The sequence below is a fragment of the Colwellia echini genome, assembly GCF_002843355.2.
Lineage (GTDB): Bacteria > Pseudomonadota > Gammaproteobacteria > Enterobacterales > Alteromonadaceae > Colwellia > Colwellia echini.
Genome location: NZ_PJAI02000001.1, coordinates 269,622 through 288,636 on the forward strand (window position 1 = coordinate 269,622; position 19,015 = coordinate 288,636).

20 protein-coding genes are annotated in these 19,015 nt (G+C 37.2%); 7 read left to right on the plus strand and 13 right to left on the minus strand.

The features are described 5' to 3' along the window. Positions 1-6: 6 nt before the first annotated feature. The 7 genes from CWS31_RS01125 to CWS31_RS01155 all read right to left on the minus strand — a co-directional run bounded on the left by CWS31_RS01125 (position 7) and on the right by CWS31_RS01155 (position 6,303). Positions 7-1,521, minus strand: a complete 1,515-nt coding sequence (locus tag CWS31_RS01125) for an RNA polymerase factor sigma-54 (protein WP_101343315.1) — start codon at positions 1,519-1,521, stop codon at positions 7-9. 204 nt (positions 1,522-1,725) lie between these two features. Further along, positions 1,726-2,505 carry an LPS export ABC transporter ATP-binding protein gene (gene lptB, locus CWS31_RS01130; protein WP_101343316.1) on the minus strand — a complete coding sequence of 260 codons (780 nt, stop codon included), beginning with the start codon at positions 2,503-2,505 and terminating at the stop codon, positions 1,726-1,728. Then, positions 2,495-3,238, minus strand: coding sequence for a lipopolysaccharide transport periplasmic protein LptA (lptA, locus tag CWS31_RS01135; RefSeq protein ID WP_246143255.1), 744 nt, complete (start codon positions 3,236-3,238; stop codon positions 2,495-2,497). Before lptA ends, lptB begins: the two co-directional genes overlap by 11 nt. Beyond that, on the minus strand, positions 3,225-3,794 hold the full coding sequence (lptC, locus tag CWS31_RS01140; RefSeq protein WP_101343317.1) for an LPS export ABC transporter periplasmic protein LptC: 570 nt from the start codon (positions 3,792-3,794) through the stop codon (positions 3,225-3,227). Before lptC ends, lptA begins: the two co-directional genes overlap by 14 nt. Continuing rightward, on the minus strand, positions 3,791-4,336 hold the full coding sequence (kdsC, locus tag CWS31_RS01145; RefSeq protein WP_101343318.1) for a 3-deoxy-manno-octulosonate-8-phosphatase KdsC: 546 nt from the start codon (positions 4,334-4,336) through the stop codon (positions 3,791-3,793). The genes lptC and kdsC overlap by 4 nt, the downstream gene beginning before the upstream one ends. After that, the gene (locus CWS31_RS01150; protein WP_101343319.1) at positions 4,336-5,301 is read right to left on the minus strand and encodes a KpsF/GutQ family sugar-phosphate isomerase; all 966 of its coding nucleotides are present in this window, start codon (positions 5,299-5,301) and stop codon (positions 4,336-4,338) included. The genes kdsC and CWS31_RS01150 overlap by 1 nt, the downstream gene beginning before the upstream one ends. Positions 5,302-5,322: 21 nt before the next feature. Then, positions 5,323-6,303, minus strand: a complete 981-nt coding sequence (locus tag CWS31_RS01155; protein ID WP_101343320.1) for a calcium/sodium antiporter — start codon at positions 6,301-6,303, stop codon at positions 5,323-5,325. Between the two features lie 433 nt (positions 6,304-6,736). Between CWS31_RS01155 and mlaF the strand changes: the two genes are divergently transcribed. From mlaF to murA, 7 genes are all read left to right on the plus strand, one after another. Then, positions 6,737-7,564 carry a phospholipid ABC transporter ATP-binding protein MlaF gene (gene mlaF / locus CWS31_RS01160; RefSeq protein ID WP_246143257.1) on the plus strand — a complete coding sequence of 276 codons (828 nt, stop codon included), beginning with the start codon at positions 6,737-6,739 and terminating at the stop codon, positions 7,562-7,564. 127 nt (positions 7,565-7,691) lie between these two features. Further along, on the plus strand, positions 7,692-8,468 hold the full coding sequence (gene mlaE, locus CWS31_RS01165; protein WP_101343321.1) for a lipid asymmetry maintenance ABC transporter permease subunit MlaE: 777 nt from the start codon (positions 7,692-7,694) through the stop codon (positions 8,466-8,468). Between the two features lie 138 nt (positions 8,469-8,606). After that, positions 8,607-9,086: an outer membrane lipid asymmetry maintenance protein MlaD gene (gene mlaD, locus CWS31_RS01170; RefSeq protein ID WP_101343322.1), complete on the plus strand. Its 480-nt coding sequence runs from the start codon at positions 8,607-8,609 to the stop codon at positions 9,084-9,086. 4 nt (positions 9,087-9,090) lie between these two features. Next, entirely contained in the window at positions 9,091-9,861 is a 771-nt protein-coding gene (locus CWS31_RS01175; RefSeq protein WP_101343323.1) for an MlaC/ttg2D family ABC transporter substrate-binding protein, read from the plus strand. Between the two features lie 9 nt (positions 9,862-9,870). Beyond that, a complete protein-coding gene (locus CWS31_RS01180; RefSeq protein ID WP_101343324.1) occupies positions 9,871-10,173 on the plus strand; it encodes an STAS domain-containing protein in 303 nt (100 codons plus the stop codon). Between the two features lie 40 nt (positions 10,174-10,213). Beyond that, the gene (locus CWS31_RS01185; RefSeq protein WP_101343325.1) at positions 10,214-10,477 is read left to right on the plus strand and encodes a BolA family protein; all 264 of its coding nucleotides are present in this window, start codon (positions 10,214-10,216) and stop codon (positions 10,475-10,477) included. 138 nt (positions 10,478-10,615) lie between these two features. After that, entirely contained in the window at positions 10,616-11,878 is a 1,263-nt protein-coding gene (gene murA, locus CWS31_RS01190) for a UDP-N-acetylglucosamine 1-carboxyvinyltransferase (protein ID WP_101343326.1), read from the plus strand. 250 nt (positions 11,879-12,128) lie between these two features. Here murA and CWS31_RS01195 read toward each other — a convergent pair whose 3' ends face one another. From CWS31_RS01195 to surA, 6 genes are all read right to left on the minus strand, one after another. Beyond that, positions 12,129-12,335, minus strand: a complete 207-nt coding sequence (locus tag CWS31_RS01195; protein ID WP_033092258.1) for a cold-shock protein — start codon at positions 12,333-12,335, stop codon at positions 12,129-12,131. A 291-nt stretch (positions 12,336-12,626) separates the two neighbouring features. Then, on the minus strand, positions 12,627-14,645 hold the full coding sequence (locus CWS31_RS01200; protein WP_101343327.1) for a methyl-accepting chemotaxis protein: 2,019 nt from the start codon (positions 14,643-14,645) through the stop codon (positions 12,627-12,629). A 198-nt stretch (positions 14,646-14,843) separates the two neighbouring features. Continuing rightward, entirely contained in the window at positions 14,844-15,722 is an 879-nt protein-coding gene (locus tag CWS31_RS01205) for a symmetrical bis(5'-nucleosyl)-tetraphosphatase (RefSeq protein ID WP_101343328.1), read from the minus strand. 3 nt (positions 15,723-15,725) lie between these two features. Beyond that, positions 15,726-16,652, minus strand: coding sequence for a 16S rRNA (adenine(1518)-N(6)/adenine(1519)-N(6))-dimethyltransferase RsmA (gene rsmA, locus CWS31_RS01210; protein ID WP_101343329.1), 927 nt, complete (start codon positions 16,650-16,652; stop codon positions 15,726-15,728). 56 nt (positions 16,653-16,708) lie between these two features. Beyond that, positions 16,709-17,689, minus strand: coding sequence for a 4-hydroxythreonine-4-phosphate dehydrogenase PdxA (pdxA, locus tag CWS31_RS01215; protein ID WP_101343330.1), 981 nt, complete (start codon positions 17,687-17,689; stop codon positions 16,709-16,711). Next, the gene (gene surA / locus CWS31_RS01220; RefSeq protein ID WP_101343331.1) at positions 17,689-18,990 is read right to left on the minus strand and encodes a peptidylprolyl isomerase SurA; all 1,302 of its coding nucleotides are present in this window, start codon (positions 18,988-18,990) and stop codon (positions 17,689-17,691) included. The genes pdxA and surA overlap by 1 nt, the downstream gene beginning before the upstream one ends. Between the last annotated feature and the right edge of the window lie 25 nt (positions 18,991-19,015).

The following is a 19,015-nucleotide window of genomic DNA, read 5'->3' on the forward strand; positions in this document are numbered from 1 at the left end:
AGTTTTTTAAAGTAAACTTTTACGTTGATTAGACGGCGGTATAGCTAATGATTCTCGGTACTTAGCTATAGTGCGACGCGCTACATTAATTCCCTGCTCGGCTAATAACTCAGCCATTTTACTATCACTTAGCGGTTTAGCAGGTACTTCCGCTAAAATGAGTTTTTTAATTAAAGAACGAATAGCGGTAGATGAACATTCACCGCCATTTTCTGTACTGACGTGACTGGAAAAGAAGTATTTCAACTCAAAAATACCACGTGGGGTGTGCATATATTTTTGGGTAGTAACACGGGATATAGTTGATTCATGCATATCAACAGCTTCTGCAATGTCGTTTAGTACCATAGGGCGCATTGCCTCAGCGCCATGCTCTAAAAAGCCTTGTTGACGTTGAACAATGCAATTAGACACTTTAAGTAAGGTGTCATTACGAGATTCTAAACTTTTGATGAACCATTTTGCTTCTTGTAAGTTAGCACGAATAAATTGGCCATCATCAGTAGAAGATTTCATGGTTTTAGACATAGCGGCATATTGCTTATTAATTGACAATTTTGGCGCTGAATCAGAGTTTAATTCAACCACCCAACGACCATTTTTCTTTTCAACGGTAACGTCTGGGATCACGTATTGTTCATCACCTTTAACAATAACATCGCCAGGGCGAGGGTTAAGGCTTTGAATTAAACGCATAACTTCACGTAATTGATCTTCTTTTAATTTAGTTTTGCGCATTAATTGGCGGTAATCTCTATTGCCAAGTAAATCGATATGTTCTTTAATAATTAATTTACTTTCGGCAAGATAAGGCGTGTCAGCGCTAAATTGATTTAATTGAATTAATAAACAATCAGGGATCGAGCGAGCTGCGACACCTACAGGGTCAAACATGTTAATGCGCTTTAATACGGCTTCTACTTCGTCAAGCTCTAGTCCTTCAGTACCAACGCTTTCTAATATTTCTTCAGGAGATACGGTTAAATAACCTGCGTCATCAACCGCTTCAATAATGGCTATAGCAATAGTTTTATCGGTATCTGAAAACGGGGTTAATTCCATTTGCCATAATAAATGTCCCTGTATCGATTCAGTAGTTTCACCTTGGTATGTGTAATCATCGGCAGGGCTACTTACAGCACCAGTATTTGAAACTCCAGCACTATAGCTTTCTTCCCATGTGGTATCGATATTCAATTCTTCTGGAATATCGTTTTTTTCCATTGCTTCGGTTGTACTGATATCGTCAATGTTGGCTAGTTGATCTTCACTGCCATCACTTTTACTTTGCTCGGTTGAGTCGCTACTCTTGGCTGAAAATGCTTCTTCAAGATTATTTTGTTCAGAGGTATTGTCATGTTGAGCACTTTCATCTATTTCAAGTAATGGATTACTTTCTAATACTTCTTGAATTTCTTGTTGTAACTCTAACGTTGAAAGTTGCAAAAGCTTGATTGCTTGTTGCAACTGAGGTGTCATTGTTAAGTGTTGTCCAATACGGAGTTGTAGAGTTGGGCGCATTTAGGTTTTATCTTTTCCTAATTATTTTATGAGTAGTCAGTTTTGTATATTTTGTATAAAGGGTGACTACCATTATTATACTAACGATTATGTTCATGATTTATGTGTTAGTTGAATAACTTTTTATCCGCCAGTTTAACTTGTGCTATTGCGCCAAGTAAATTGGTTGAGTAGTTAAAGTCATTCAACTTAACTTATGCTTAACTATAGCGTGAATTGTTCACCAAGGTATACATCTCTTACTTTTTGATTGGCAAGAATTTGATTTGCATCGCCTTGAGCTATTATTTCGCCATGACTTACAATGTAAGCATGCTCACAAACGTCAAGTGTTTCTCTAACATTATGATCGGTTATTAATATGCCGATCCCTCTTTCTTTTAAGTGTAAGATGATTTTTTTAATGTCGCCAACAGAAATAGGATCAACACCAGCAAATGGTTCATCTAACAATATAAATTTTGGATCAGCAGCTAATGCTCGTGCAATTTCAACACGTCGACGTTCGCCACCAGATAAGCTCATACCGGTATTATCTTTAATATGGCAAATATGAAATTCTTCAAGTAGGTGTTCAAGTTTTTCAGCTCGTTGGCCTTCATTGAGTTCTTTTCGGGTCTGTAATATCGCCATGATATTGTCAGTGACTGTAAGCTTTCTAAAAATGGAGGCTTCTTGCGGTAAATAACCAATGCCGCTGCGTGCTCTTTCATGCATAGGCAATAGCGTAAGGTCTTGGCCATCAAGTTTGATTGAACCATTGTCATTTGGTACTAGACCTACAATCATATAAAATGATGTAGTTTTTCCTGCGCCATTAGGTCCTAATAAACCAACTATTTGTCCTGCATTAACTTGTAAGCTGACATTCTTTACCACTTGTCTGCTTTTATAAGCTTTGGATAAACTATCGGCGACTAGAGTACTTATTGGTGACGCGTTTTCTGTTGATTGTTCAGTATCAGTGACGGGATTAGTTGGCATTACTTTCGCCTTTTTGTTCAATCATAACTTCTACTTGAGTATCAGGTGTTACTTCTGTTGATTTTTTAGAACTAGGCTCTGGAGTTGTTACACTGATTGACTCAGTTGCTTCAGAGGCATCTTTTGCTTTAGGTACTTTTGTTTTTTTAGGCTTATCACTAGTGCTTTTTTGTTTTTTTAATATAGTTGGCTGCAACACTGTTGTGATAGATTGGTTAGCTGCACTTTTAGCTTCTAGTTTTTCACTTAAGGTGTTGAATGTTATGAGATCACCACTGACTTCACTGCCGGCTTGTTTGACCAAAGCATTACCAGAAACTGTGATGATATTTGAATTTGGTGTATAGGTTATCTCGTCTGCTTGTAACAGAATAATATTGCCATCTTCTAGTTTTTGTTGAAAAACAGCGGGCTGACCTTTGGCTAAATAGGTATCACTTTTTTCACCATTAGTTTCATTCTCAGTACTAAATACTTTAACTAGATCGGCAGTAATTGAGATAGAGCCCTGGTTAATACTGACATTGTCTAAATAACTGGCTATTTTATTTTTAAGATCTGCAGATTGACGTTGAGATTTAATGGTAATTTCTTCCTCTAAATCACTTTTTGCTGCGTGAGCTGGGTTTAATAATAAAAGACCACAACTAATAGCAAGTACTTTACAGCCACTTGTAAAATTGCAGCGGCTTAAACTTTGGCTTATATAATTGTTTAAGTTAACTTTCATCATATTTTTTATAGATAGTCCGTTCATGCTGGGTAAGGGTCATTTGTTTAGTGTTTAAATCGATAATTAATCCTGAGCCGTACATGGTAAAGTCTTTTCCGATGACAACCACTGCTTGCTCTGAGCTAATAATATTTGTTTTTAAGTCTAACGCTATTGTTTTGCAATGAATTTCTTTTATTAAACTACCAACCTCTGTTGATTGTATATATACCTGGGTTTTAAGTTCAACGCGATTATCTTTATACAGCGTTGCTTCTTTGGCGCTTACTGTCCAAGGTTTGGCGTTCTTTTTCGGGTATAAAATATAGTTTGGGCGCTCAAAATAGCTTACCGCTAAATCAGCATAATGCTCCATTCGTTCGGCTTCAATGGTGTGTGATAATTCACCTAAGTCGTTATAAATTTTACTTTGTAATTTTTCAGCTATAAAGTTCGGGCGTTGTTCATCAACGATTGAAGTATCTTCTTCAATCGTTGTACTTCGCCATTCTATAACGCCATAAATTAACGCACTAAACAGTAAGACAAATAGCGTGATGCTATTTAATCGATTCATACACTTGCGCCTGTTGCGTTATCAAGACTATCTTGGCTTTGCATGATTAAATCACAAATTTCTCGTACCGCACCAAAGCCACCATTGGTATAAGTAATGTAATTAGCGCCATTTAATACTGCAGGGTGACCATCGGCAACACAAATGCCAAGACCTACCGCTTTTATACAAGCTAAATCAGGTACATCATCACCTATATAAGCAATTTCGTTGAGTTTAAGATCTAGCGTTTGACTTAATTCAATTAAGGCAGGCAATTTATCTTCTTGACCTTGAATAATGTGCTTTACATTTAATGCGCGCATACGATTAGCAACAATAGCTGAGTTTCTACCGGTAATGATTGCTACGGCAACACCGCTAGCTCCAAGAGCTTTAATGCCAAAACCATCTTTAGTATGAAAGGCTTTTAGTTCTTCGCCGTCATTGCCTAAATATATCCTACCATCAGAAAATACACCATCAACATCACAGACAAGTAATTTGATTTGCTTAGCTTTAATCAATACGCTCTGTTCTACATCACCATAAAGGGTATTCATTAAAGTACTCCGGAACTTAATAAATCGTGCATATTCATTGCACCTACGGGTTTGTTGTTATCATCAACAATGATCAGTCCGTTAATTTTTTTATCTTCCATTATTTTTAGTGCTTGTGCAGCTAACATATCACTTTGTGCAACTTTAGGGTTATGTGTCATTACAGTTTTGATGCTGTCACTGTGAATATCGACACGGTTATCTAATACCCGGCGTAAGTCACCATCGGTGAATAAACCAATAAGTTGATGTTGATCGTTAACAATTGCGGTCATACCTAAGCCTTTTAACGACATCTCAACTAAGGCATCTTTAATAAAAGCATGCTCAGAAACAACAGGTACGCGTTCGTCTTTGTGCATTATATCACTAAGTCGTAATAATAAACGTTTACCTAAGCTGCCACCAGGGTGAGATAAAGCGAAATCGTCAGCAGTAAAGCCTTTAGCGTTTAATAAAGCTACAGCTAATGCATCGCCCATTACTAAGGTTGCAGTAGTGCTTGATGTTGGTGCTAATCCAAGCGGACAAGCTTCAGCTGATACTTTTATACATATATGAGTATCTGCTAATTTTGCTAAGGTTGAGCTGCTTTTACCTGTCATAGCTATTAACTTTGCACCAATGCGCTTAATTACTGGTGTTATAGCTAATACTTCATTGGTTTCACCAGAATAAGATATTGTTAATACCACGTCATTGCTGGTGATCATACCTAAGTCGCCATGGCTAGCCTCTCCAGGGTGAACAAAAAAGGCAGGCGTGCCAGTACTGGCAAGAGTAGCTGCAATTTTTCCACCGATATGACCAGATTTACCCATGCCAATAACAATAACTCTACCTTTACAATTGAACATAAGTTGGCAAGCAAGCTCAAACGCGTCATCAACATACTGGATTAACTCGCCAATAGACTGTTGTTCTATTTCAATAACGTTTTTCGCTAAAGCTTTAAAATTATGCATAATAATGAGATTCAGTTTTTATTAAGAAAATTGGCTAAAAAGTAATACCTGGTAAGCAACAAAGCTTAGCAGTAATAATACACCTTTAGCACGAGTAATTCTAAATGCGCCTGGTTTACGGCTAAAGCATAAAATAAGTAGTAGCAATGTTACGCCTAACATATAAGGAGCGTCTCTGCCTGCAGCAAGTGGGTCAATATCTCCTGGGGCAATAAGCCCAGCTAAAGGTAACACGGCTAAAATGTTAAAGATATTTGAGCCAATGATATTGCCTAATGCTAAATCATCTTCTTTTTTGATAATGCTCATCACACTTGCGGCAAGCTCGGGTAAACTAGTACCAATGGCGATAATGGTTAAACCAATAACTAAATCGCTAATACCAAATGCTTTTGCAATGAATACCGAGGAATCTACCAAAAAGCTAGCACTTAATGGTAAAACAATAATACCGACAACTAACCAAAGTAATGATAAATTCATACTCACGGCTTCAGCCACTTCACTTTCAGCTTCGATAATTAGTGGATCATCACTTGGTTTTCCTTTGGTTTTCTTCAATGTAATAACAAGCAGGGAAATAATGTAAATAGCAAATCCTGTCATTAGAATAACCCCTTCAATAAAGCTAAAGTTGTTATCAATTAAAACCCAATAACCAAGAGCAGTTACCGCTAAAATAATAGGAATTTCACGTTTTATTGTTTGTGATGACACAGTAAGTGGTTGTAATAATGCGGTGATACCAAGCACTAAAGCGATGTTGGTAATGTTTGAGCCAATGGCATTGCCAATGGCAGTATCAGGGTTATTTTGTAAAGATGCTGTTGCTGCTACCATCATTTCTGGGGCCGAAGAGCCCATAGCAACAATTGTTAAACCAATAATCATTGGTGATATGCCTAGGTTTCTGGCTAAAGATGAGGCTCCAAATACGAATTTATCAGCGCTCCATACCAAAGCAACAAGGGCAATAAGTAATATAAAAATTTGTTCTAGCATTATTCACTCCATAGTATATCAAGCCAGCTAAATTATATTTTCCATAGCAAAAATTGGCTTTAAGGGTAAATTGTTACTGGTTGTGGCGCAAAAGAGAAGTAATTATTGTCCGCAAAACCAAAATAATGCGCTTTTGACTTAGTTTTATGCAAAAACGATCCATTTCTTTAGCGCTAGTCATTGATTCTTACATTTATTACACGGTTATTTAGCTTTTTCTAATGAAGAATTGTTATGGCTCAGGTAAAATCATCAGCGACTAAAAAAAGAATTTTTATTGCTGATTTAAGTTATCGAATGAAGCAATGGCGCTAAGCGCTCAACTTAAACTTTTGACCTAAGTTCTAGATTTAAATTATGTCTTAATAAATGTTGAGGCAAATATCTGAATTACCACCGATAGCGTACTTAAACAATAAAACAGTGATGTTGAATGATGACAAATCCAGAATCTGAAAACCAATTGGTTAAAATTGAGAACCTTACCTTTAAACGAGGTGAGCGCGTTATATATGATGATATCAGTTTAACAATACCTAAGGGAAAAGTTACCGCTATTATGGGCCCTAGCGGCATAGGTAAAACCACCTTGTTACGTTTAATTGGCGGTCAAATAAAGCCAGAAAGTGGCAAAATACTGTTTAACGGACAAAATATCCCTGAGCTATCACGCTCCGACCTGTATGATGCGCGAAAGCAGATGAGTATGCTTTTTCAAAGTGGTGCTTTATTTACTGAAATGAGTGTGTTTGATAATGTCGCTTTCCCTATTCGGGAGCACACACAGTTATCAGAAGCGATTATTGAAAAGATAGTGTTGATGAAACTTGAAGCCGTAGGCTTACGCGGAGCAAAAGATTTACAACCGAGTGAACTTTCTGGTGGTATGGCACGTAGAGTAGCATTAGCACGGGCAATTGCTTTAGACCCCGAATTAATTTTATATGATGAACCTTTTGCAGGACAAGACCCTATTTCTATGGGGGTTATTGTTCGCTTAATTCGTTTATTAAGTGATGCGCTTGGCTTAACTTCAGTAGTGGTTTCGCATGACGTACCTGAAGTAATGAGTATTGCTGATTATATTTATATTGTTGCGGAGAAGAAAATTATTGGCCAAGGTACGCCGGAGCAAATTCGCTTAGATAGTTCAGCGTTAGTGCAACAATTTGTGAAAGGAGAAGCGGATGGCGCTGTTCCTTTTCATTATGAAGCAGCTGATTATCGTAGTGAATTGATTAAAAATGTGACAGGAATTTAAGTTAGATGACGAATATGAAAGTAGATTTATTGTTAGTTCATCCAACTGACGGGTATAAAAAGATTGAGCGGAGTAAATGCTTTAAAAATAAGCAGGTGCAAATTAAGTGTTTTTTAGGTAATAAATCGTGAAGCAGATACGTTTTTTAGGAAAAGAGACTATTGCTTTAATTAGCGGTTTAGGGCGAGCGGTAATTTTATTATTATCCGCATTGTTGCATATACCAAATGTTCGTAAAGGCACGCCATTATTAATGCAGCAACTTTATAGTGTTGGTGTGTTATCATTATTAATTATAATGGTATCAGGTACTTTTATTGGCATGGTATTGGCACTACAAGGCTATACCATTCTTGTTGGTTATGGCGCCGAGGCAAGTTTAGGACCTATGGTTGCGTTATCACTATTACGAGAACTTGGCCCTGTGGTTGCGGCTTTATTATTTGCAGGCCGTGCTGGCTCAGCTTTAACAGCTGAAATTGGTTTAATGAAGGCAACTGAGCAATTATCCAGTTTAGAAATGATGGCAATTGATCCATTAAGACGCGTTATAGCTCCACGCTTTTGGGCGGGTTTTATTAGTTTACCTTTGTTAGCGGCTATTTTTTCTATGGTGGGGATTTTAGGTGCTCACCTTGTCGGAGTTGATTGGCTTGGCGTAGACAGCGGTACTTTTTGGTCGGTGATGCAAGATCAAGTTGATTTCAATAAAGACATACTCAATGGTTTTATCAAAAGTGTGGTCTTTGCTTTTGTTGTGATGTGGATTGCAGTATATAAAGGTTACGATTGTGAGCCTACGTCAGAAGGTATTAGCCGAGCGACTACCTCTACCGTAGTGCAGTCCTCCTTATTAGTGTTATTTCTCGATTTTATTCTTACCGCGTTAATGTTTGTTAAATAATGTTTGTTAAATAATGTTTGTTAAAGAGTATTGATTGAATAATTGATTGATGCTTACTCGCATACTTAACTAATTTAAAGTGTTGTTTACGTGGTTTATGGTTGATTTTTATTTAAATACAAGGCGTTGGTGGAAGACATGGGGTCTAAGAAAGTAGAGTTATGGGTAGGTTTTTTTGTTGCATTAGGAATTGTGGCTTTATTGGCATTGTCATTTAAAGTTGCCGACACTGGTGCTAGTGGCAGTGGTGCAACGTATCAACTGTATGCCAAGTTTGACAACATTGGTGGTTTAAAAGTCCGCTCGCCGATAAAAGTCGGTGGTGTGGTTGTTGGGCGCGTAAGTGAAATTTCACTTGATACGGGTGACTATACCCCGAAAGTAACACTAGATATCGATATAAAATTTAATCAATTTTCAGATACCACGTCAGTTTCAATTTTAACGGCGGGGTTATTAGGTGAACAATATCTAGGTATTCAACCTGGTTTTGTCGATGAATCACTCGGCACATATACGCTAGCGCCGGGTGACTTTATCGAAGATACTAAACCAGCATTAGTATTAGAAGAATTAATTGGACAATTCTTATTTAGTCAAGGCAGTGGAGGCAAGTAAATTAATGAACCTAAATAAATCGTACAAGAGTCAACTTTTCACTAAGTTAGCGGTTAGTATCGCCCTTAGTTGCAGTTTAACTACTGTTGCAATTGCAAGTAATGAAGCTAAGACAACGCAAGCGCAAGCGCCCGTAAATGGAACAGCAACTGTGCCGGTAAAAATATTGGTTGATCAAACTAACCCGTACAACATGATAAAAGGTGCAGCTGAGCAAACTTTTGCTCGCTTCGCTAATGAAAAAGATGCGATAAAAACGAACCCTAACATATTAAAAGATATTGTTCGTGAAGAGCTTATGCCTTACGTGAATTATACATATTCAGCTTTTAAAGTTATAGGGCCGCAATTAAGTAAAACAACAGACGAAGAAAGACGTGAGTTTGTACCCGTATTTTATGAATACTTAATTACCTCTTACGCTCAAGTTTTTACTTTATACGATAATCAAGAAGTGCAGTTTGAGCGTGCAAAACCTATCGAAGCTCAAAGGATTATTGCGGTTAATACAGTAGTTGTTATGCCTGGTCGCGATAACATTGATGTAGCCTTTAAAGTTAGACTTGATAAGAATACTGGGCAATGGCAAGCTTTTGATATGGTTGCAGAAGGCATCAGCCTACTTGACTCGAAGCAAGCAGAAATAGGCGGTATCATTAGACAAAAAGGTTTGCCTTATGTGACCGAGTTATTAAAAAATAAAAGTGAACGTGACATCGTATTTAAAAATGATGGTGATAATAATGTCGGTACAGCGTTTGAAACTAATGACTAAGGCTAAATAGTGAGCACAGTAAACATAATATTAAATCATGGTGTGCTGGTTATTAACGGTGAGTTAACACGTTATAGTGTTGCAGAGTTTAAGCCTAGTGAATATGTTAATTGGTTTGCTCATAGTGCCGTTAAAGTTGATTTAAGCCTAGTAAGTAAAGTAGATACTGCAGGCTTAGCATGGTTGTTTTATCTATTAGAGCAAGCCGATAATTATAATTGTCAGTTAAATTTTTGCAAAATACCTGAAAAATTAACTAAACTCATCTCTCTTAGTGGAGTTGATGGTTTATTACCTATGACTTGTGAGTAATATCACAGCCAATTTAACATAATGATTAAAGGAGTCTCCTTTGGAAACTGGTGACGTTGAAGAATTAGTAAGTAAATTGATAAATGAAGCACTCACTCTTGATGAAGTTCATGTAAAGTTTGACGGCTCACAATGCAGAATAAATGCCGTTAGTGATATGTTTGATGATTTAAGTCGAGTGAAACGTCAACAAACAGTGCTTAAACCTTTAGCTGAAATTATTAAAGACGGCACTATTCACGCGATAACGGTGAAAACATTTAATAAAGCACAATGGCAGCGCGATAAATTATTTAATAGTTAATTTCATAAGAAATTAGTGTGTAATTTACAGGAAAATTGTAACTAAATTGTATTTTTAATGCCTAGCTTTTTACTGCTAGGCATTTTTGTGTATACTGGCTCGATATTTTTAAACCTTTTTAAGTAAGTAGTGGTTATTTTGGACGCATTTAAAGTTATTGGTGGTAATCCACTGCGCGGCGACGTCGTGATCTCTGGAGCAAAAAACGCTGCTCTTCCTATATTAATGTCAGCGCTATTATCAAAAACACCTATTGTTTTTAGTAATGTGCCGAAACTTAATGACATTTTAACAACCGTAAAGCTATTAGGGCAGCTCGGCGCTAAAACACAATGGCTTAGTGATAACCAACTGATGATCGATGCGAGTAGTATTGATATCTGTCGTGCTCCTTACGATTTAGTTAAAACTATGCGTGCATCAATTTTAGTGCTTGGGCCATTACTTGCCCGTATGGGACATGCTGAAGTGTCTTTACCTGGTGGTTGTGCAATTGGCGCAAGACCAGTTAACCTTCATATTGAAGGACTAAAATTAATGGGCGCAGATATAACCGTTGAAGATGGTTACATCATTGCTAAGAAAGAAGGTCGTTTATCTGGCGCAACAATATTAATGGATATGGTTAGTGTTACAGGTACTGAAAACTTGATGATGGCTGCAGCTTTAGCTGACGGTATTACTATTATTGAAAACGCAGCACGTGAACCTGAAATTGTTGATCTAGCCGAATGCTTAATAAGTATGGGGGCTAAGATTACTGGCGCAGGTACTAACACCCTAACAATTGAAGGGGTGAGTGAATTAAATGGTAAAGAATACTCGGTTATGCCGGATCGTATCGAAACAGGTACTTTCTTAGTTGCGGCAGCAGTTACCCAAGGTCATATTAAATGCTTAAATACAGATCCTACAGCATTAGAAGCTGTATTAGCTAAGTTAAAAGAAGCAGGTGCATTAATTACAACTGGCGAAGATTGGATTGAAATAGAAATGACAGGGCCTGCAAAAGCGGTAAATATAAGAACTGCGCCACACCCCGCTTTTCCTACCGATATGCAAGCGCAGTTTATGACGATGAATGTTTTAGCTGAAGGTACTGCGACAGTTATCGAAACTATATTTGAGAATCGCTTTATGCACGTTCCTGAATTACAACGTATGGGAGCAGACATCGCTTTAGAAGGTAATACAGCAATCGTTAAAGGCGTTGAAACGCTTAATGGTGCACAAGTAATGGCTACAGATTTACGTGCCTCAGCAAGCCTTGTAATTGCAGGTTTAGTTGCTAAATCGCCAACCCAAGTGGATAGAATTTATCATATTGATCGTGGCTACTTGTGTATTGAAGGTAAATTACAAGGATTAGGTGCTAATATTACCCGTATTAAAGCTGACTAAGCATTAATTTGACTCGTTATTATAATCATTAAAGATTGTCTTAATTATTAATAATTTAAGAATACAGTGATGTTTGTATCAATTTTAAAAGCCAGTATTTAATAGATACTGGCTTTTTTTATTGCCCAAGTTAAGGTCTAGGAGATTAATCACAGGCATAAATTACAGGTATAAAAAAAGGACATCCATTAAAGGTATGTCCTTCTATCATCTTATCTCAGTAATAAATTACTGGGATATTAATTGCAAATTAAAGTGCAACGATGTTTTCAGCTTGAGGGCCTTTTTGACCATCTGTAACTGTAAATTCAACTTTTTGACCTTCAGCAAGAGTTTTAAAACCTTCACCAACGATAGCGTTGAAGTGAGCAAAAACGTCTGGACCGTTTTCTTGCTCGATAAAACCAAAACCTTTAGCTTCGTTAAACCATTTTACTGTACCAGTAGTAGTAGACATAAGTGTATCCTATAAAAATTTAAGAGTAATTGTGCTAATTAACCAAAGTATTACTAAGGCTTAGCGGGTTTGCTAAAAAGAGTTGATATTACTTATAAATCAGGACGTGTTACAGATATCTTATCTAAGGTAAGCATGAGATAACATCGAAATGGTGTACAAAAAAAACAAACTAACTTCAAGCTGGTTGCATTATATAGTTAGGTGATAGAATGTCAACAACAAGTGTAAGTAAAGCTGCAAGTTAACTCGAAAAATAGACTTACAGCTCTAATTTAGAAAATGAATATTTTATAATTTAAATTCTTTTACTGATTGTTGTAGCTCTTCAGCTAAACGAGCTACTTCACTACTTGAACTAGCTGTTTGTTGAGCACCAGCTGTTGTTTGTTCGGCAATGGTTACAATAGACTCAAGATTTTCACTGATTTCATGAGCAACAACACTTTGTTCTTCAGCAGCAGTTGCAATTTGTGAGCTTCTATCAAAAGCTTCATGTACTGCGTGAGTAATAATCTCAAGAGCTTGATCGGCTTCTTCGCTTTGTGTCACACATTCGCTCGCTTTAGATTTTCCTGCGTCCATTACTGTAACAGCTTTACCTGCTCCAGTTTGTAAAGCTTCGATCATTGTTTGAATTTCAGATGTAGACGTTTGAGTTCTACTAGCAAGTGTTCTTACTTCATCAGCAACCACTGCAAAACCACGACCTTGCTCACCTGCACGAGCAGCCTCTATAGCCGCATTTAATGCCAGTAAGTTGGTTTGGTCTGCAATGCCACGAATTACATCTAATATACTACCAATTGAAGCGCTGTCTTGTTGTAATTGATTAATTACTTGGGCAGCAGATTCAACCTCAGTAGCTAGCAATTCGATAGTGTGGCGATTTCTTGCCGAAATAACTTTAACTCGTTCAGCTTCATCGTCAGCATGTTTTATTTCACTTAAAGCATCTTTTGCGCTTGATAATACACTTTGTGCGGTACTGCTCATTTCAGTTGTTGCAGAAGCGGCTTGTTCAACTTGATTACGTTGCTCTTCAATTGCGCTGGTACTTTGTGAGGTTACGGCAGACGTTTCTTCTGCGGCAGCAGCAAGTTGCGAAGAACGATTTACTATGCTTTCAATTAGTGTACGTAAACTATCGATAAGTAAATTACAATTTTTAGATAGTTGAGCAAACTCATCTTGACCGCTTTCATCAAGTTTTCTAGAAAGGTTACCAGAAGCAACTATATTCAGCATTTCGTTAACACGCGCAAGCGGACGAGTTATACCAATTAGCGTTATACGGGCAATACTTAAAGCTACAACGATAGAAATAAACATTATGATATAGGTTTGTGTTGTACCACTATTTACAGAATCTTTAACTAACTCACTGGTAATAACGGTTGTTTGGTTGGCTAAGTCTATTTGTGTTTCTAGGATTTGGTTAACTTGTTTTGCAACCTTATCTGCTTCTTTAAGTTGCAGTGTTGCTTGGGCATTACCGGCTAACTGCTTTGTTTTGTGCGATAAAATGCCATTATCTTGTGATAATAGTGCTTGGATATCGTCAAATGCTTGCTGTACTTCTTCCGCTACATCTTCAACATTATGTTTATTTAATTCGGCAATGATCGCGGCTACTGAGTCTTTTGCGTCGATAACATTACGGTTAATTTCATTTTCAATTAGCTGGGCTGTATTATCTTTAATAATGTCACGATATTCTAAAGTTGAAGCTACAATTGAATTGAATTGTGTTTCTAATCGTTCACTTAAGCTGATAGCGCGCTTAAGTTTAGAATTAGCTAAATCATGATCAGCTAAATCTAATAATAAAGTAACAGTGTCGTCTGCTTTTTCTTCTAATGCATCAATTTTTTCAGTCAGTAATTGTTTTTGCTCTATGCTTATTTTGTGATTATTGAATAAAGACGTACTTGCATTATGAAACTTAGAAAATAACTGATCAACTTCTCCTAAGTTTGCTAATAAGTTCTCTTCATTAACGACAATATCCTTTAACTCGGCTAAACGCTGTTTAAATTGTGTTTCGGTATTTTCGTATTCTTTAAGTTCGCGAGCTAATACTTGTAAATCTGTTTGGTAATAACCTCTTAAACTTAAATAAGTCATTTGGCTTAACTCAAGCGCAAGTTTATTACTGGCCTTCAATGTAGGAATGGCCAGGGTGTTTTGTTGATGAGTTGATTCGCTGATGGTACTTAGATTAGAAAGCGAAATGACACTAATGATAATAAGTAACAGGGAGATAATGGCAAAGCCACCAATAATTTTTACAGCGACAGTTAAATTCATAGAATCCACCAATTTAGAAGGTTACTAACCTAGTTAATACGTTAAGTTCTTTCGATATATAAAGCTTAGCCTGTATCGGCGAAAAATAGGAAATATTTAATTTAATTTTTTTATTGCTTCAGATAGTTAACCCGTTTTAGGCTCACTTTCATCGAAATAACGGTTTAACATTGTACTATAGTTCAATAGCTGTGCTGATCAAGCTTTATTTTCAGCTATTTGAGTAAAGTATTTTTTGTCGTGCCAGCGAAGCATAGTGAGATGATTTCCCCAGACACAACCTGTATCTAAAGGATAAATATTAGGATGAGAGGCATTACCCATAAGGGAAGCCCAGTGACCAAAAACCCATGGGGTTTGGTTGATGGTTTCTGATAATTCAAACCAAGGCACTATATTTTCGATGCTATCTTGATTTAAAGTATTTAGATTATCATTTTTATCAGGTGCTTTATTCTGGGTGAACTCCAGAGAACCATCTTGAAAACAATAGCGCATACGAGTTAAGGCATTAATACTAAATTTAAATTTTTCTATGTCTGTTTTAGCTTCACTCCAACTGTTAGCTTCATCACCATACATAACAGATAACCAATAAGATCGTTCGTTACTTGCTAACCGTTGATGAACAAATTTAGCTTGTTTTTTTGCTGTTAAAAGATCCCATTGTGGTGAAATACCCGCGTGACTTATATAAGCATGTTTAACTTTACTTTTACTGTCAGCTACAAGGTTTGAATGAGCTACTTTTTGCAGTAAAGGCTGGCTAGCAAGCCAGTCCATTAATTCGTCAATGTCTGGAGCGGCTAACAGTTTTGATAAATGATCAGACGCTTTTTCTTTTCTAATACCAGCATGCACAGCTAATAAATGTAAATCGTGATTACCTAAAACTACTTTCGCACTTTTTCCTAGTGACTTTACCAAACGTAGCGTGTCGAGTGAGTCTGGGCCGCGAGCGACTAAATCCCCTGCAAGATAGAGTTTATCGTGCTCAGGCGAAAATTTGACTTGCGCTAACAATGCGGTTAATTCTTTACAACAACCTTGTATGTCGCCTACCAAATAAATCGCCATTGATTACTCTTCTGTTGGCGCTGTGTTCTTAGATTTTTCTGGAAAAATCAGATCATCAGCATTATTGGCATGTTGTTGAGTTCTATTTTTTGACAGACGACGTTTTTCTTTATCTGGAGCTACATCTGCAGGGTTATCAACTATAAAGTTAGCGAGTGTAATGTAGTCATCTAGTGTTAAATTTTCAGGTCGTAAATTAGCATCTAGCCCTAAACTGGTTAATTGCTCTTCACTAATGAGTTTTTTAAAGCTATTTCTAATGGTTTTTCTACGTTGGTTAAAGGCCGTTAAACAAACAGTGTTTAAGGCGTTAATATCTTTAACAGGGTTAGCAATGTGGGCATGTGGTATTAAGCGAACAATAGCTGAGTCAACTTTTGGTGCAGGTTTAAAAGCTTCTGGACCAATTTCCATAACTGGGAATACTTGACATTGATATTGAGTCATTATTGATAAGCGCCCAAACGCTTTACAATGAGGCCCTGCAGCCATGCGTTCAACGACTTCTTTCTGTAGCATAAAATGCATGTCTTTCACTTTGTCTTTAAACGTCAACAAATGAAAAATTAGCGGAGTAGAAATATTGTAAGGCAAGTTACCAAATATTCTTAATGGTTTTTCGTCGCTGGCTAATTCGGCAAAATCAAATTTAAGTGCATCAGTTTCGTAAATGGTTAAATCTTTTGCTAAAAAAGGATGATGGCGAAGTCTATGCGCTAAGTCTCTGTCTAATTCAACTACTGAAAGTTTACCCGCACGCTCAATAACTGGCTCGGTTAGTGCACCTAAACCAGGTCCAATTTCCACTAGGTTTTCACCAGGCTCTGGATTGATGGCATCGACAATATCGCTGATCACAGCGTCATTGTGCAGAAAGTTTTGTCCAAAACGTTTTTTTGCTTGATGACCTAAATGTTTTTTGTCGTTCATAACTCTTTCTTAATTAACTGTTCGTGTAAGCGCTTATTCAGCCCTAGATAGTCGCGCTATTTATTCTTAGCTAAGTTGATAGCATTATTCATTGCTTCAATGAAACTACCTGAATCTGCCGTACCTGTGCCAGCTAATTCTAATGCTGTACCATGATCAACCGAGGTGCGAATAAAAGGTAAGCCAAGAGTAATATTTACCGATGAACCAAAGCCTTTATACTTTAATACTGGTAAGCCTTGGTCGTGATACATTGCAAGTATAGCATCAGCTTCGGCGAGGTATTTTTCTTGAAAAATAGTATCTGCAGGTAAAGGACCTATGATATCAATACCATCAGCGCGTAGCTCGGCAAAAGTTGGGTCCATCACCTCTATTTCTTCACGGCCTAAATGACCATCTTCACCAGCATGTGGGTTAATTCCACAGGCATAAATTTTAGGTGATTTAATGCCAAATTTTGTTTGTAAATCATGATGCAATATTCGCGTTACTTTTTGTAAGCGATCAGGGGTTATTGCTTTAGAAACGTAGGCAAGTGGAATATGAGTTGTTACTAATGCTACGCGTAACCCTTCTGTAGCAAGCATCATAACTACATCAGCACAATTAGCTTGATTAGCGAAATATTCGGTATGGCCGCTAAAAGCAATTCCTGCTTTATTGATTAAACCCTTATGAACAGGGCCAGTAACAATAGCATCAAATTCACCAGAAATGTTTTTTTCACTGGCTATCCTTAATGTCTCAACTACATAGGCACCATTAGCAGTATCTAACGTTCCGGGAATACAGGGTTGACCTAATTCAACATTTAATACTGTTAAAGTACCTGCTTTTTGTGCATTAACAGGTGAGTCTTTATCGTAGTCGATAAGTGTTAATGGTAATGATAATAATTTTGCACGCTCAATTAATAATGTTTTAGAGGCGATAACAACCATTTCTACAGGCCAATCTTGTTGCGCAATACTAATTATTAGATCTGGGCCTATGCCTGCCGGCTCACCAGGTGTAATAGCAATACGTTGTGTCATTATCTTGCGTCCTTTTCAAAAATCTCAATGTAGGCTTCATCACGCATTTCTTTTAACCAACGTGCATTTTCCATCGCGTATTTACGGTTGAAAAGTAGTTGATAAGCTCTGTTTTCATTCATTTGTGAAGTGGCATCAACCATTCGTCTATCTTCTAAATAAATAATATGCCAACCGAAAGATGAAAGGAATGGCTTATGGTAATCGCCTTTCTCCATGGTAGCTAACGCCTTTTGAAAAGCGGGATCATAGTTTGTTGGGTCTGCCCAACCTAAATCACCACCTCGAACTGAAGTAGGGCCTTCAGAGTACTCTTTAGCTAACTCTGCAAAGGTTGCTTCACCGGCATCAATTTTGGCTAAAAGACTGTTTAACAAAGCTTGTGCTTTTTCATCACTTAAAATAACCGATGGTGCAATTAGTATATGACTGGCTTTGACTTCTTCTACTTCAACGATTTCACGGCCACGAACATCTAATACTTTTACTATGCTATAACCTAGACCTGTACGAATGGGACCTACTACAGTGCCTTTGGGTTGTTCAGCGATCAATTCAGAGAAAAGTGTTGGCATTTCATTAATATTTTTCCAACCTAAATTACCACCTTTTAACGCGTTTGAATCACCAGATGAGGTAATGGCAATTTTCGCAAAGTCAGAGCCTTCATTAAGTAGCTCAATAACTTTATTTGCTCGTGCTTTAGCTGCATCTAAATCAGCTTGTTTAGGGTTAGCAGGGAACTCTATTAATATATGACCTAACTCATACTCAATGTCATTACTGCTTTGCTCTTTCATAGCTGTAAGTAAGTTGTCTACTTCTTGTGGAGAAACAAAAATACGACGTCTAACGTTATTACGGCTTACTTCGCCAACAATTAGCTCAATACGTACATCTTCACGATATTTTTCATAGGTAGTGCCGTCATTAATAATAGTTTGACGAAATTGCGCTAGGCTCATTTTATTTTCTTGTGCCATTCTATTAATAGTTTCATCAAGTTGAGCATCACTAATTTGCACACCCATGCGCTCACCAATTTGAGTAAGTAAACTGTCATTGATTAATTTATCTGTGACTTGAATGCGTAAAGCAGTATCAGAAGGTAAATCTTGATTATTATTTTTGGCCTGTTGTTTTATACTTTTCAGTAAATCTTCAACCTCTGATTCAAGTACTACACCACCATTGACAATAACAGCAACCCTGTCGAGGAGCTCCTCTTTTGCTTGAACGGTAGTAAGTGTTGCCACGATAAGGCTGGATGCGAACAGTAATTTATTTAGAATATTTGTCATGGTGTTATTTAAATTTCATTTATTA

What these genes read in the sequence shown, in the direction of transcription:
- mlaD (WP_101343322.1), top strand. Translation starts at nt 8,607, where the DNA reads ATGGGGTCTAAGAAAGTAGAGTTATGGGTAGGTTTTTTTGTTGCATTA.
- kdsC (WP_101343318.1), bottom strand. Translation starts at nt 4,336, where the DNA reads ATGAATACCCTTTATGGTGATGTAGAACAGAGCGTATTGATTAAAGCT.
- CWS31_RS01200 (WP_101343327.1), bottom strand. Translation starts at nt 14,645, where the DNA reads ATGAATTTAACTGTCGCTGTAAAAATTATTGGTGGCTTTGCCATTATC.
- CWS31_RS01175 (WP_101343323.1), top strand. Translation starts at nt 9,091, where the DNA reads ATGAACCTAAATAAATCGTACAAGAGTCAACTTTTCACTAAGTTAGCG.
- CWS31_RS01150 (WP_101343319.1), bottom strand. Translation starts at nt 5,301, where the DNA reads ATGCATAATTTTAAAGCTTTAGCGAAAAACGTTATTGAAATAGAACAA.
- lptC (WP_101343317.1), bottom strand. Translation starts at nt 3,794, where the DNA reads ATGAATCGATTAAATAGCATCACGCTATTTGTCTTACTGTTTAGTGCG.
- CWS31_RS01155 (WP_101343320.1), bottom strand. Translation starts at nt 6,303, where the DNA reads ATGCTAGAACAAATTTTTATATTACTTATTGCCCTTGTTGCTTTGGTA.
- CWS31_RS01195 (WP_033092258.1), bottom strand. Translation starts at nt 12,335, where the DNA reads ATGTCTACTACTACTGGTACAGTAAAATGGTTTAACGAAGCTAAAGGT.
- CWS31_RS01125 (WP_101343315.1), bottom strand. Translation starts at nt 1,521, where the DNA reads ATGCGCCCAACTCTACAACTCCGTATTGGACAACACTTAACAATGACA.
- lptA (WP_246143255.1), bottom strand. Translation starts at nt 3,238, where the DNA reads ATGATGAAAGTTAACTTAAACAATTATATAAGCCAAAGTTTAAGCCGC.
- lptB (WP_101343316.1), bottom strand. Translation starts at nt 2,505, where the DNA reads ATGCCAACTAATCCCGTCACTGATACTGAACAATCAACAGAAAACGCG.
- mlaF (WP_246143257.1), top strand. Translation starts at nt 6,737, where the DNA reads ATGATGACAAATCCAGAATCTGAAAACCAATTGGTTAAAATTGAGAAC.
- rsmA (WP_101343329.1), bottom strand. Translation starts at nt 16,652, where the DNA reads ATGAACGACAAAAAACATTTAGGTCATCAAGCAAAAAAACGTTTTGGA.
- CWS31_RS01205 (WP_101343328.1), bottom strand. Translation starts at nt 15,722, where the DNA reads ATGGCGATTTATTTGGTAGGCGACATACAAGGTTGTTGTAAAGAATTA.
- surA (WP_101343331.1), bottom strand. Translation starts at nt 18,990, where the DNA reads ATGACAAATATTCTAAATAAATTACTGTTCGCATCCAGCCTTATCGTG.
- pdxA (WP_101343330.1), bottom strand. Translation starts at nt 17,689, where the DNA reads ATGACACAACGTATTGCTATTACACCTGGTGAGCCGGCAGGCATAGGC.